At 50.6% G+C, this 12,907-nt stretch carries 13 protein-coding genes; 11 read left to right on the forward strand and 2 right to left on the reverse strand.

The features are described 5' to 3' along the window. From J7400_RS20795 to J7400_RS20825, 7 genes are all read left to right on the forward strand, one after another. On the forward strand, positions 1-975 hold a 975-nt coding region (locus tag J7400_RS20795), incomplete at its 5' end, for a calcium-binding protein (protein ID WP_247738961.1). Positions 976-1,217: 242 nt separating this feature from the next. Next, on the forward strand, positions 1,218-1,463 hold the full coding sequence (locus J7400_RS20800; RefSeq protein WP_209066075.1) for a type II toxin-antitoxin system ParD family antitoxin: 246 nt from the start codon (positions 1,218-1,220) through the stop codon (positions 1,461-1,463). Continuing rightward, positions 1,450-1,770 (forward strand): type II toxin-antitoxin system RelE/ParE family toxin, encoded by a 321-nt coding sequence (locus J7400_RS20805; protein ID WP_209066076.1) that lies wholly within the window; start codon positions 1,450-1,452, stop codon positions 1,768-1,770. The genes J7400_RS20800 and J7400_RS20805 overlap by 14 nt, the downstream gene beginning before the upstream one ends. A 101-nt stretch (positions 1,771-1,871) precedes the next feature. Continuing rightward, complete coding sequence (locus J7400_RS20810) at positions 1,872-3,695, forward strand: type IV secretory system conjugative DNA transfer family protein (protein ID WP_209066077.1); 1,824 nt, start codon at positions 1,872-1,874, stop codon at positions 3,693-3,695. 15 nt (positions 3,696-3,710) lie between these two features. Next, on the forward strand, positions 3,711-4,040 hold the full coding sequence (locus J7400_RS20815; protein WP_209066080.1) for a hypothetical protein: 330 nt from the start codon (positions 3,711-3,713) through the stop codon (positions 4,038-4,040). A gap of 59 nt (positions 4,041-4,099) precedes the next feature. Further along, positions 4,100-4,486 (forward strand): hypothetical protein, encoded by a 387-nt coding sequence (locus J7400_RS20820; protein ID WP_209066081.1) that lies wholly within the window; start codon positions 4,100-4,102, stop codon positions 4,484-4,486. A gap of 757 nt (positions 4,487-5,243) precedes the next feature. Next, entirely contained in the window at positions 5,244-6,209 is a 966-nt protein-coding gene (locus J7400_RS20825; RefSeq protein WP_209066082.1) for a hypothetical protein, read from the forward strand. 214 nt (positions 6,210-6,423) lie between these two features. Here J7400_RS20825 and J7400_RS20830 read toward each other — a convergent pair whose 3' ends face one another. Further along, on the reverse strand, positions 6,424-7,026 hold the full coding sequence (locus tag J7400_RS20830) for a recombinase family protein (protein WP_209066083.1): 603 nt from the start codon (positions 7,024-7,026) through the stop codon (positions 6,424-6,426). 223 nt (positions 7,027-7,249) lie between these two features. Between J7400_RS20830 and J7400_RS20835 the strand changes: the two genes are divergently transcribed. Next, positions 7,250-7,507, forward strand: a complete 258-nt coding sequence (locus J7400_RS20835) for a hypothetical protein (protein ID WP_209066084.1) — start codon at positions 7,250-7,252, stop codon at positions 7,505-7,507. 313 nt (positions 7,508-7,820) lie between these two features. On the opposite strand, the gene J7400_RS20840 is transcribed toward J7400_RS20835, so the two are convergent. Then, on the reverse strand, positions 7,821-8,756 hold the full coding sequence (locus J7400_RS20840; RefSeq protein WP_209066085.1) for a hypothetical protein: 936 nt from the start codon (positions 8,754-8,756) through the stop codon (positions 7,821-7,823). A 227-nt stretch (positions 8,757-8,983) separates the two neighbouring features. Between J7400_RS20840 and J7400_RS20845 the strand changes: the two genes are divergently transcribed. From J7400_RS20845 to J7400_RS20855, 3 genes are all read left to right on the forward strand, one after another. After that, complete coding sequence (locus tag J7400_RS20845) at positions 8,984-11,074, forward strand: hypothetical protein (RefSeq protein WP_209066086.1); 2,091 nt, start codon at positions 8,984-8,986, stop codon at positions 11,072-11,074. Positions 11,075-11,092: 18 nt separating this feature from the next. Beyond that, entirely contained in the window at positions 11,093-11,464 is a 372-nt protein-coding gene (locus J7400_RS20850) for a hypothetical protein (RefSeq protein WP_209066089.1), read from the forward strand. A gap of 623 nt (positions 11,465-12,087) precedes the next feature. Beyond that, the gene (locus J7400_RS20855) at positions 12,088-12,441 is read left to right on the forward strand and encodes a hypothetical protein (protein WP_209066092.1); all 354 of its coding nucleotides are present in this window, start codon (positions 12,088-12,090) and stop codon (positions 12,439-12,441) included. The last annotated feature ends 466 nt before the right edge of the window (positions 12,442-12,907 follow it).

Genomic DNA, 12,907 nt, shown 5'->3' on the forward strand with positions numbered 1-12,907 from the left:
AATGGGGCCGACACCTACCGTTACACCTTGGGTGACGGCAACGATGTGATCACTGACTTCAGCTACTTCTCAGACAACGACCGCATTGTGCTGACGGATCAGAATGCAGCAGATGTTACCTTCTCGCAAAATGATGGCCACGACTTAGTCATCACCATGAACAATGGCGATACACTGACAGTGATCGATCATTTCGCCAATGTTCAAGAGGACATGGAGCAGATCGAGTTTGCTGATGGAACTGTTCTGGATTTCGCTGGAATCTCGACTAAAGCGATCAACGATCAGAATGGTTCAGGCGACGACCTGGTGCTTGGAAGCTTTGGTAATGATGTGTTCTCGGGTGGCCTTGGGAACGACACGCTGAATGGCGGTAATGGGGCCGACACCTACCGTTACACCTTGGGTGACGGCAACGATGTGATCACTGACTTCAGCTACTTCTCAGACAACGACCGCATTGTGCTGACGGATCAGAATGCAGCAGATGTTACCTTCTCGCAAAATGATGGCCACGACTTAGTCATCACCATGAACAATGGCGATACACTGACAGTGATCGATCATTTCGCCAATGTTCAAGAGGACATGGAGCAGATCGAGTTTGCTGATGGAACTGTCCTGGATTCCGCTGGCATCGCCGCAAAGTCGCTAATCGGTGGGATGGGCAACGACGTCATTAAGGGCTTTAACAGCAACGACCGGTTGCTGGGAAAGGCGGGTGATGACCTCCTTACTGGCGGCGGTGGAGCAGATACTTTCCAATTTAACGCCGGCTTTGGGAACGATACGATCAGCGACTTTGAAGACGGGGTCGATATGATTCAGTTCAATGGCGGACCAGACAGCTTTGCTGATTTGACGATTTCCGAGATTGACGGGAACACCGAGATTGTATCGGATGATGGTGCAAGCGTTACGCTGACGAATGTTTCTTCAGCACTCCTTTCGCAGGATGACTTCCTTTTCCAATAATAGAAGCCGAATGCGCTCCTTTCTTGGGGCGCATTCGTTGGCTCTAAAATCTTGCGAGCGACGATTAGAGTAGTGCCACTTACGGGCAAACAATACCCATCGCCTTAAATTTCCAACTGAACAAAGAATGCCGTTACTCCAAGAAATCAGTTAAATTAGCACTCTGAATGACAAACTCCGCCATCAAATTTGACAAACTTTGTCATTTTTGCTATTCTATTCGCATGACTGAGGAGCTTTTGATGGCCACTATGAACGTATCGCTGCCGGACCCAATGAAGGACTGGGTGGAAACCCAGACCGCAGATGGGACCTATGCCAATGCGAGCGATTACGTGCGCCATTTGATCCGCCAGGATCAAGAGCGCAAACAAGCGGTCGTGGCGTTGCAGTCCGCCATTGATGAAGGTCTGCAGAGTGGGGCAGCACAGCCCTTCGATATGGCAAGCTTCAAAGCAGGGCTAAAAGGTCAGCATGGGCCAGTCTGATCGGCTCGCTCTTCATCTCACTCCCAAAGCGCAGGCCGATCTGGAAGATATCTGGCTCTACACCCGTGACACTTGGGGAGAAGACCAGGCCGACAACTACCTAGATAGCATTCAGCATGTGTTTGACGCGCTCTGCGACATGCCAGAGCTGGGACGGCTTTATGCAGAGTTTCAGCTTGCTGTGCGTATTCATCCAAGCGGTCGGCACGTGATCATCTATTTGCCGGAAGCAAATGCGCTTAACATCATACGTGTTCTTGGTGCGCGCCAAAACTGGCGGGCCATGCTGGATGCTCTCGACAGGTAAATCCGCGCCCTACCCCTTTCTATTCCACCACTACCACTGAGCTTTCCTTTGGAAAGCCTAGCGTCGCGGACACTCGCAACTTTCTAAAAAAGGAGAGTGTCATGACTTGGCACAAACACCCTGTGGCCACATTGGCCGCAACCGCTTCACTCTGCCTGCTCGCAGACCCGACGGCGGCGCAATTTTTTACCAACGATACTTATGGCTACAGCAGCTACGGCAATTCCTACAGCAGTTATCTAGCGGGACTACGGATCGCGATGATGATTTGTTCTGTCGGGCTGGGTTTCAGCATTGGCTGGTTTCTGTCCCCCAGCGCACGCCATCTGCGCCAGCTTTTGTTCTGGTTACTGACTGGCGCGGTGGTCTTTCTTGCCATCATCAATGACGGACTGCTGGGCTGGGGCTCCGCCTGGCTTGTGTCTTTCGTCGGTTTTTTTGTTGCTCTTGGCTATTGGCTTGGCCGCGCCATCAAATCCCTTGGCGAAGTTCCAACCACCTTCGGTTCCAGCCGTTGGGCCACTGTTGAGGATATTGATGACCACAGCCTGTATACGGATGATGGTGTGAGATTTGGCTCAGTAATCTTGGACAAGACCGTTTACGGGCTGGCCTATCCAGGAGATCGCCACCTTCTGACCATTGCACCAACACGCTCTGGCAAAGGCACAACCCAGATCATTCCCAATCTACTGACCTATTTGGGCTCTACATTGGTGATTGATCCAAAAGGCGAGAACGCTCTTGTGACGGCGCAAGCGCGCAAAGACATGGGCCAAGAGGTGATGATCGTTGACCCTTGGGGCATCGCCAAAGTCAAAGGCATCAAGACCGCCAAATTCAATCCATTGGACTGGCTAAAACTCGATGACATCGACATCACTGAGAACTCCATGATGCTGGCAGATGCTTTGGTTGTGAAAGGTCAGAACCAAGATGCTTTCTGGGACAAAGAAGCAGTCGCCTACCTGCAGGGCCTCATCCTTTATGTGGCGACAGATCCCGAGGAGGAGGGCAGACGCACACTGACACGGGTGCGTGAACTGACCCTGCTGGATGGGGAAGATCAGGAAGCCCTGTATAACCGCATGCTGAACTCGCCGCATCATATCGTCGCCAGCACTGGTGTGCGGTGTCTACAGAAAGAAGAGAAGCTGTTGGCCAGCGTGATTGCCACCGCACAGTCCCATACCCACTTCCTGGACAGCCTGCGCATTCAGGAGAACGTCTCACGGTCAGATTTCAAGTTCGAAGATTTGAAGCGCAAGAAGATGACGGTCTATCTTGTTTTGCCTGCAGATCGCTTGTCTACCTTCGCCCCCTGGCTGCGCATGTTGGTCCAGCAAGCCCTAACGGTGAACGCCCGCAATCTTGATCAGAAACCAGAAAAACCCGTGCTCTTCATTCTGGATGAGATGGCGGCCCTTGGTCGCCTGAGCATGGTGGAGCAGGCCTATGGCTTGATGGCGGGATACGGCATCCAGCTTTGGGGGATTATTCAGGACCTTAATCAGCTTGAAAAAATCTATGGGAAAGGTTGGCAGAGCTTCATCTCCAACACGGGCATGCTGAACTACTTCGGCTCCAGCGATGAGATGACAGCCAAATACTTTTCAGCGCTTTGCGGGGAGACCACCGTGTGGAACCTGAGTTCCGCAATCGCACGTAGCTTTGGCACAAGCAGTGGCCAAGGGGGGATCACCACCAACAGCAGCACGACCACCACCAGCACAACGGCTGCATCTCAGCGCAAGCTGGCCTACCCCGACGAGTTGATGCGCATGCACAAGGACAAGCAGCTTGTGTTTATTGAGAACATGCCGCCGCTGATCGCGCATAAATCCCGCTGGTTTGAAGATCCGGCCCTCAAAGAGCTGGGGGTAGATTTGCATAGCGAGCCTGAGACCGAAGAGGCCCCAGCTTAAAGCGTTCAAACAAAAATGGCGGCCCAAGGGTCGCCATTTCTCATTGCAGAGATGGAGACAACAATGTCGGACGAAACGAAGCGCAGCTTTAACGCCGCCGCAGATGGCACTCAAATACGCGATAAGGACAACGCAAACCCAAAACTGGAACCCAAGCTCGCCAAAAAAGAACCCACGCCCAATCTGGCCCCTATGGGCTCTATGGGTATTCGACGTGGATTGCCGACGCCTCAAAAACATCAGGCAGCCAAGCGGTTCTCCTTAGGCAAGCCCAACACAATGAAGCAAGAGTTCAAATTTGCCGTAAGGCAGGCGCCGGAAAAAGACAGGTCAAGAGGGCGCTAGGAACCTCTTGGCATGGCGCTTGCATCGTTCAGCTAATCAACAAACAAGGCACACAAAACATGACAGATAAGCGTTTCAAACTGGGTACGAGCGACACCGCAAAATTGCGCGCGCAACAAAGTACATCTGAAACCATCACCCTGGAGAACAACGACATCAACTATGGTGGCTGGACCAAAGGCAGGCTCAAATCTCAGCCAGAATATAGCTTTTCTGCGAAAGTGTTTCAGCAACCTTCGCGCTTTGGGATCGATGGAGGTCTGATTTCCAAACTTGAGGTCAGGAAAAACGGCGAGAGGATCGCGAGTTTTGATCGCGGTTGGGATATTGAGCCGCAAAATCACTGTGATCAGGAAGCTCTCAAAGAAATCAGGCAAGGTCTTGGCGAAGAGAAGAGAGATCGAGCTAGTATTTCGCAGGATCTGCGCGAAAGCCGAGGTCGATGACAGTGGCAAGAACCTGTTGGAAGAAAATGAGCGTTCTTGCCGATAGAAATTCCCAGAAATCGCCTATCTTACCCAGCTCACACCTCCCACTAAAACCGCAAGTCAATATGCATTTTTCTCTAGATTTTTTCGTACAAACTTTTGGCCAATAATGTTCGTGCATTCGCCGAACAAAGGCGCTTGGTCCTGCCGTCGCTCAGGAACCAATTAAGCAGCACGTAAACTATCCGGCGGGGAATATTCGAGAATGCACATTATAGTTACTCTCTCATGTGCCTTACTAGGGTGGTACCTTTGGCAGCTTGTTTACTCGACAGCCATTGAAATTGGTGGCGCTCTAGGATTTATGCTGTCGCTAACTTCGCTAGCGTGGGGGATGATTGGAGCGAGCCTTATCGGTTTCGCTCTTTCAAACCTCTTTCGGTTGACGAATAAACAGTCCGAGCGAGCATTGTATATCGTTCTTCTGACTTCACTCGGCAGCTGTGCAGGAATGTTTACCAGCCCTGACAGGAACGAAGCAACCAAGCTGTTGTACGCACCCGTTTTGTCTTCTTTTCCCTCAAACACAACCTCTTCATGGCTGCCGAATTCAATGCGCTAAAGCGTGATCCAGTTTTGCCTTGAAGCCAGTTCAGCCAAGAACCACCCAAACTAATAGCACCATTTGACTGTCAATATGTAGATTTCTGCATATTGCTTGCCCACAATTTTCCGTTCACGCAAACACTCAAATTTCGAATTTGAGGCAAGCAAGATGAACGATTCTGAAAGAATTTTGTACCGAGATTTCAAAGATGACGACCTCAAGCTTTTTGGGAAAGATGTAGGTATAACAATAAATACCACTTTGAATCGGGTAATTCTGTTTCACGGCCCGAGCTTTCAAAAGCAAACTCTTCTTCAAATTTCAGACATGAGATCGATAGAATGGACAATCCCTGAAGCCGTCCAACACTATTCGATAGGAAATCGAGGAGCGGCAGATGCAATCGGGCAAAGTATAGGCCGAGCATTTCTCAATTCTCACCAAAGACACAAAGCGCGCAAGGGTATGGGGATCGAACTGTGCCTTAGATCATTGGAACATCCCGTTGTTTTTTTTAATATTCAAGACGAGACTATACTTCGCAGAACATACGAAGCCCTAAATCAAATTATGGAAGACCATAGTTTGGACCAGGAAATGGGAACGATTCCGAGCCACGTCTTGAAGCACTATTCTCACACACTTGATGAGATTGAGCGTGAGAAACAGAAAGTCAAAGAAAGGCATGCTAAGAATTGGAAGAAGTCGTTCGTTATCGGGGCGGCAGTGTGTGTAGCTGTTCTGATTTGTGTTACTGCAATAAATTTTGCCGACGCAGTCAAACACAACCGAGCAAAGGCGTTTTATATTGATACCGTGCAGAACCGTAGAGTGGCCGAAGTCTTGAACAGCCCGGATTGCGACAAGCTATTTTTCGGACTAGAGTCATTCAACTCTGACACGCGCATGTCCCCAAATCTCCTAATAACACGCCCAGTTAGAGGTGGAAGCGACGCGACTAGTATCTTGGCCGGAGATATTGTTCAGCTAGTACCGGGAGATCTGGCTAGCGGCTCGAAAGCAGTAAACTTCAAGTGGGTTTATCAGTACGCTGAAGACAGAAGAAGAGCCATTGTCGTTAGACTCGAAGATAACTCCGCATTTGAAGAGATTCCAAAAATTCGTTGCGACTGAAGTTGTAAGCTGAAACAGGATTCCATCGCTGATACAGGAGCCTGTAGATCAGTTAAGCAAATGCATAGCAGAACGCCTTTGCGTGATCTGCATATCGACTTTCTTCCGCAGCCATTCTTCCTTTGAGATCGAATAAAGGACTTCGCTGTTCCCAAGTTCATCAAGCGCTGTTTTAGCGCTATCAGACCATTTGAGTGTTGGTTCGTCTATCCTTTTAGCCATCCAGTCCTCTCGTATTGTGAATTGCCCGCACAAGCGTCTGTGGTGACACCCCAATACGTCGCGCAAGTTCAGTAACAGGCGTGCCGACATATTTGATCTCTCTGGCAAGCTTTCGCGCTTGTTCTGCGGTGATCAGCCTCGGCCTGCCAACATGCTTGCCACGTTTCTTTGCCGCCGCCATGCCTGCCTTGGTCCGGTCACTGATCTGCTCGCGCTCAAATTCTGCAAAAACCGCAAGGAGGCCATATAGCATGCGCCCAGCAGCGTTATTTGTGTCGATGCCTTGTGTGAGCGCCTGAAAGAACACACCGCGATTGCGAAGCTCGATCAGAATTTGGTTTAGATGGATGGCAGACCGTCCCAGCCGATCTAGTTTCCAAACCACAAGCGTATCGCGTGTCTCAAGGTCCGCAAGTACATCTGTCAGTCCTTTTCGGGTAATCTTCGCGCCGGACACACCAAGATCACCGTAGACGACATGACACCCTGCGGCTTCCAAAGCATCAAGCTGCAAATGCTCGGTCTGATCATGATCTGACACTCTGACATAGCCAATCTTGCGGCCTCGATTTGTGGTTTCCTCCTTTAAATCCATAACTCTATGGTCTCATACATTTGCGATTGAGCAAGCCGCGATTGACGCGGCTTTGCCATTGCCAAAAGGGTTCCCTTTTGAACGCAGTGTGAGAGCGGTTTTGCTGTGGTTGCGACGTTCCAGATTTCTGTGGAAAACTTGGCGGTTGATGACTTTGGACGGGATTTATGTCATGTATATCAAAAGGGAAGCCTTTTGACGCGCTCAGACCAAAGGACTCCCTATGTCTGCGTCAAACACTGAACCAAAAGCTCCAAACGAACCGATTGCCACCCTGCGCAGCTTGATTGCCGTGATCACCTTGATTGGCTTGATGTTTGGCAGCACGGTGCTTGCCGAAGTCTTCGATAGTGACTTTCCGACCTACTTTGGAACAGCGGCCATGTGCCTTCTGCCGATAGCCGTGCTGTGTCTTCTGTATTTTGGTCTTGAGCTGGTTTTCTTCCGAATTGGACTTTGGCTTACACGCCGACGTGGTTAGGTGGAATGACATACAAACATATTTTGCTCGACCTGCAATCAATGGCCTGAACCCAGTTTCCGTGCGTGCGGCGAGCCAGTTTAAGAGCTTGGCATCCCTTGGTTGATCAAAAGCAGCGCACCATTGCCTTTCGCTGCGCGGTTAGCGAACAGGCGAGACGCGGGACAACGCGGTCATTGACCCAAAGTCTGCTTCAGCGCGGTATTCCCGGCAAACCTTAGCCGAAAAGGCGCTCTAGGTGATCCCATGGTTTGATGATGTGGCAATCGCGCGGAGGCCCTGCTTGGTGGTCACGTTTGGTTCGAGTGTTGCCTTAAACATCAGGTCTGATGGTGCTAGCAAGTACACCATACTCGAAATTCGCTCCGGCTTTCAGCCTAGCTAAGATCGTCTGAAAACCATCTATTTGTTCGATCATAAAATCGTCGTCTTCGCTTTTCTTTCCCGTCAATTTCGTGATTTCATCTTCTGACCTGTTTCTTTTCAACTGATAGCAGTAGATTGGATACGCGTATGGAAGTTCCGGTTCATCTTGTTGGCCAAGCCGCACCCCAAACATATCGAAGCGATTATTTTTCTTTGTATCTGAACGATCTAGCGGCTTGAGTATTGTGGCTCTGAAACCGTCACGGAGGCTAGATTTTCCAAATGAGTAGAAAAGCCCATTGCTTGCAAAGATAACACCCTCCACCTCTCTAGGAACTCCATCATCTCCCTTCCTGATGGTTTGAAAATACGGCAGCGGCGAGGCGATCGAAGCTCCAAAGACCTGCATAAACGAAGAGATGATTCCTCCCTTCATATCTAATCGAAGAATGAGAAATTTACCGTTTTCGCCTGAACGTTTCTCGATTTCTGGTGGGTTTTGAGCATAGCTACCAAGCCAGTGAGACATTGCGTTTGCAGGGTGCAAGTTCGGTGCTGTGATCCGACGTGCAAGCGAGGCGTTCTTAGAAGCAAGTTGTCGCCAATCATCATCGTTCATTGTGGTGCTTATAAAACTGAGAAGCCCGCCAATCTTTTCCTGGCTTAGTCTAGGGGAGCGCTCCTCTGATTCTTGCCCACGTTCCTGCATTGTTCGAGCAAGATCTCTTTCAGAACAAACCTCTTTGCCTTGTGCATCGGCGTTAGCTTTTAGTGCATCGTAGACTGCGCGCACAGTCCACTTTCGACTAGACTTAATAATTCTGAGTATTTCCCCAATTTCTTCGACGCTTATGAGGTCCTTTGAGAAAACATTCTTGGTCATGGTTCGAAGGCCTGTGTGAACGATCATCACAGATCAGTACAGATATCTGCTCCTACGTCCATTTTTTTGTATGAGCTTCGGCTTTCTTGAGTCCAAATTTTTGAATGTATGTACATGGCGTTGGTCGCTTCTGCAGCAATGTGAAGCCAGTGTCAAAGTTATGTAAACTATTGTATTTATGTAATTTTTCCCCAAATATCAAACTAGCTCTAGGTTGGGAGGAATGCATGGCAAGTGGTCAAACAAGTGCGCTGATGAAGTTGCTTTTTGGAGCCGGTGTCCTGGTCGGTTCGGTGTGGGCAGTTTCTACCTACTTGGATGTTGCAAGGATGCATCGAGCAGAGTTCATACTAACTGCCCATAGTTCTTCTTTCTCAGGTGAAGGTTTGCTAGGTGAGTACGTCAGCTCGGCAAAGGCGGACCTGCTTCGGGACATTCGTTTTGAGCAACCTATCCGACAAACTGCTGCCTTCTTTGAGAAGCCCGGTAGAGCCGACTTGAAATCGGGTTTGCGTGCGAACTGGGCTTTTGACCAATTGGAGCCCGCTCCTGCGGAAGTGTCTGAAATTGAAGCACTTCAGGAAGTAGTTTGGCTTGATGCACGAGAACGCCTCAGGGAAGCGCTGGAGAAGAGCACCAATGATGTTGTTGCTCGACTTGATTGCGTCGAGAGTGGCCTCTCCAACTTTTATGGCATCCGATCAGCAGCTGAGGTGGATAACCGTAACAGGTGTTCTTACGATGCAACTCTAGAGCAGCGTACTGATCGCCAGATGCGCGCAAACTTCGTTCAACTCCACGAGATTGCTGACGCACAAGCAGCTGTTTGCCAAAAGCTTGTGCCAATAACCCCTCTAACAGATCAAACTTGCTTCGAGAGGGAGCACCGTAATGCAGAACAGACTCTGAGGGCTGCATTAGCTGATCGTCCATTTTCAGCCCGACGCTTCATGTTCTACGATATGAACCCGGAGAAAACGTACGAGTTTGCCACACAAGGTTTAGTGGTCAGCTTCTTCTCTAAGCGACAGAGGCGGGTGAACGTATGCGACTCTGCTCCATTCGACGGTATCATCGCTGTCTACACTGATGGACCGAATGATGTTGTCGAACCGCCAGTAGTGCGCCGTGTCGCGGCGGGGGAATGTCTAGATGTGGCGGTTCAGCATGGCCTAGTCGAAGGACAGCAGCGATGGCAAGACGTGTTCATCGGTTATGTTCCAGTAGCGAATTCAGCCAGTTTTATTGCAGCTATGAGGGAGTCATCGCGGTCGGCTACTCTATGGGATCAGGGCAGGAGTTCCTTTCACCCATCAGGCGCACAATTGCGTGGTTGTATTTCCAACCAGAACCGACTGAGTATTGTGCGTGGCAATGCAGGCAGTTGTTCTGGAACCCCGATAACACTTGGAAAACTGGAAGGTCCTGCACCTGAAATTAATGATACCCCGTCGGGGCGGGGACTGGAACGCCATACGCATCTCTCATGGTGGGAAGCCCACGACCCAGTAATCACGCAACGGTTGGAGTGGGGCGACCTTCGCCCAACCCAACGGTCGATTCAATCTGCACAGCTTGCGCGTGCGTTATCGGCCCGAAGTGGTGTGCGGACCTCACCGATAATTCTGGGAGTATACCCCTGCGAAAACGATGATCCGTTGCGTCAAGGAGTGTCGATTTGTGGTAATGTTAGCCCTATGCCACACGGCTATGCTGCGCCGGCAGGTTCCGGCGAAGTAATAATGAGCCTAGCAGGACAACCGGTGTATTCCGTTGTCGACTTCCATCGTATCCTCGGCGCACTGCACAGTGCGAACGGTCAGCAGTACTCATCGGCCGCAATAAAGATAAGGGTTGGTGTTCAGGGTCGAGGAACTCGAACAGCGGTTCCAATATGGAATGCTAACCATTTCCGCAGCTGTCCACTTGAAGCACCAGGATGGAGCGCATTCTTCAACTCCCTTTTGATGGGAGCACCTGAAGCGATGGACGACAACGTATATGGTCAAATGCTTGCTGCAAAACAGTTCTGTTCCGAAGAGCGTTTCTGGGGCGATATCGCTGGTATGTTCGCAGGGGTGTCCGGCACAGTTGTCCGAGGAGGTGCTCGTCTATTGGGGCGCGGAGCTGGCCGCGCTGCAAGCCGCTGGGCAAGCAGGCCTTGGGCTCAGATGTTACTGCAAGCAACAGACGAGGCCATATACACGATCAACACAGCACCGCCCTTACAGACTGAAAAAGAACGTATTGCCTCGGTGACAGAGAACGTCGCCTTGGGAGCCGGTGTCGGCATCATTACTAGCCGATGGACTAGATAACACGACAAGGAGATAGATATGAGCTGCAAATATACATGCAAAAATGCCGTGATAGCAGGTCTTGGAATAGTCATTGGCGCTCTCAGTTCAGCGTCATCAGCATACGCCGACCGCATGTCCACTCTCACGGGTGCTTTAAACCGCGCGGACCCAATTCAGAGCGTCACCCCGTCGCGAGCGGATGATCCATATTCGGCGCAACTGCATTGGAAAGATGGATCCACGCAGAAATTCAGTAAGGTCCCGGAAAACCCTGCGATGAGCCACGTGACAATTCACAACGGTCAACAAGGGAACCATTATTCTTTCGACCACAACACGCTGAACGGAACATTTTCGGGTGGTCATTGGACCAATCACCGCACCGGAACAACACACGGTGTCGACTAAGAGTTCGGCGGTTGTCTCTTTAATCGTAAGAGAAGAAAACACCGGCATTCTCGTGCGGTAAATCCGCGGCATCTTGAAATATCATTGCCAAACGCCCAACTCATATCAGGAGGAAAAAAGCCAATGAAAACTCATTTCATATTGTCCATCGGCCTAATAGTAAGCCTGTCCGCTCCTGCATATGCAGATCGTGTCTCGTCTTTGAAGAGACAGTTTGACAATGCGGCAAACCCAACTGTTCCACCGCGAACAGCTAATCCTGAGTACAGGTACAATCCTCCAGAGTATATACCCGGAGGATCAGCGCATTGGAGTACTGGGTATGCTGGTACAGTCAATTCAGGCACCTTTTCTCCGTCTCTAAGCAATTCGTTTAACGATGCGTCACAGCCGTCACTCTCCGGAACTTTCAGTCGTTCGAACTAACCTAGCAATCGGCTTCAAGAAAGGCGGTACCTTAGTGAACCATGAATACCGCCCTTTCAAAGAGCGTCGCATTCCTCGTCAATGATGGTCCTCGTCCGCTCTTCTCTGGTGTCGATCACATTGTGACTTTTGCTCTTTGAGGGTGGAATCGGTCTGTACGCGATACGACGTTCCCGTAATGAGCGGATCATGACATCATGGCTCGGGAAACAGACAAGGATATTTGGGACAAGTTGGAGATCGCAGGAAAGGTCACCGGTGCTGTTCTTGTGCCCGTGACAATCGCTTATAGTGTTTACCTGTGGAATGCTGAGCGCTCAGCCCTTCAAACGTCGGCTACCATGACAGGGATTGCCGTGTCTGTACTTACTGCAGAGAATATTGACGGAGTTCGCAATTCGAGCGCGCTAAAGGATTGGGCAATTGCCGTGCTTGAGGCCCCCGAGGACCCACCGCGATTGAATGATGAGGCCGCTCAACAACTACAGGGCCTGGCTGCCTCTGAGGCTTTCGATTTGGGGATTGCGTCCAGTTTTATGCTCGGGCTGTGACCAGACAGGCAGCAGCTGAACGAACTGGGTCTTGATCATCTTCAGGTCCCATCGGAGTAGCGACGTGAAGCTGATGTATGGCGACTACCAAGGCACATTGAACCGCGCGGGGTTTGTTCTCACCAAATAGACCGGTGTCTAAAACGGTCGTTTTTGATGCCACGTAAGCAACTACACGGTGCAAGGCTCTGTGGCGGTTCAATAACCCCGGTCAAAACTTCCCGGGTTCTTAACCGTTTTTGAGCCGAGATTTGAAGAGCCGTCGTTCGCCGCAACGCATCCGAAGAACAGATTGGGCTCTCTGGGCACCTTCGCTGCGAATTGCGCCAAGGGCCGCTCTGGTATGGATCGACTTTCGCTGCAACCCTCGCTAACCGGGAAGCTGCGGGACATTGCGCCCGTTCGCTGCGGTGCGAAGGGCTCGACAAGGATGGCCGTCTAAGGTCCGAAGGGCGGTCGTTCGCTG

Source organism: Shimia sp. R9_2 (genome assembly GCF_017743735.1).
Classification (GTDB): Bacteria; Pseudomonadota; Alphaproteobacteria; order Rhodobacterales; family Rhodobacteraceae; genus Shimia.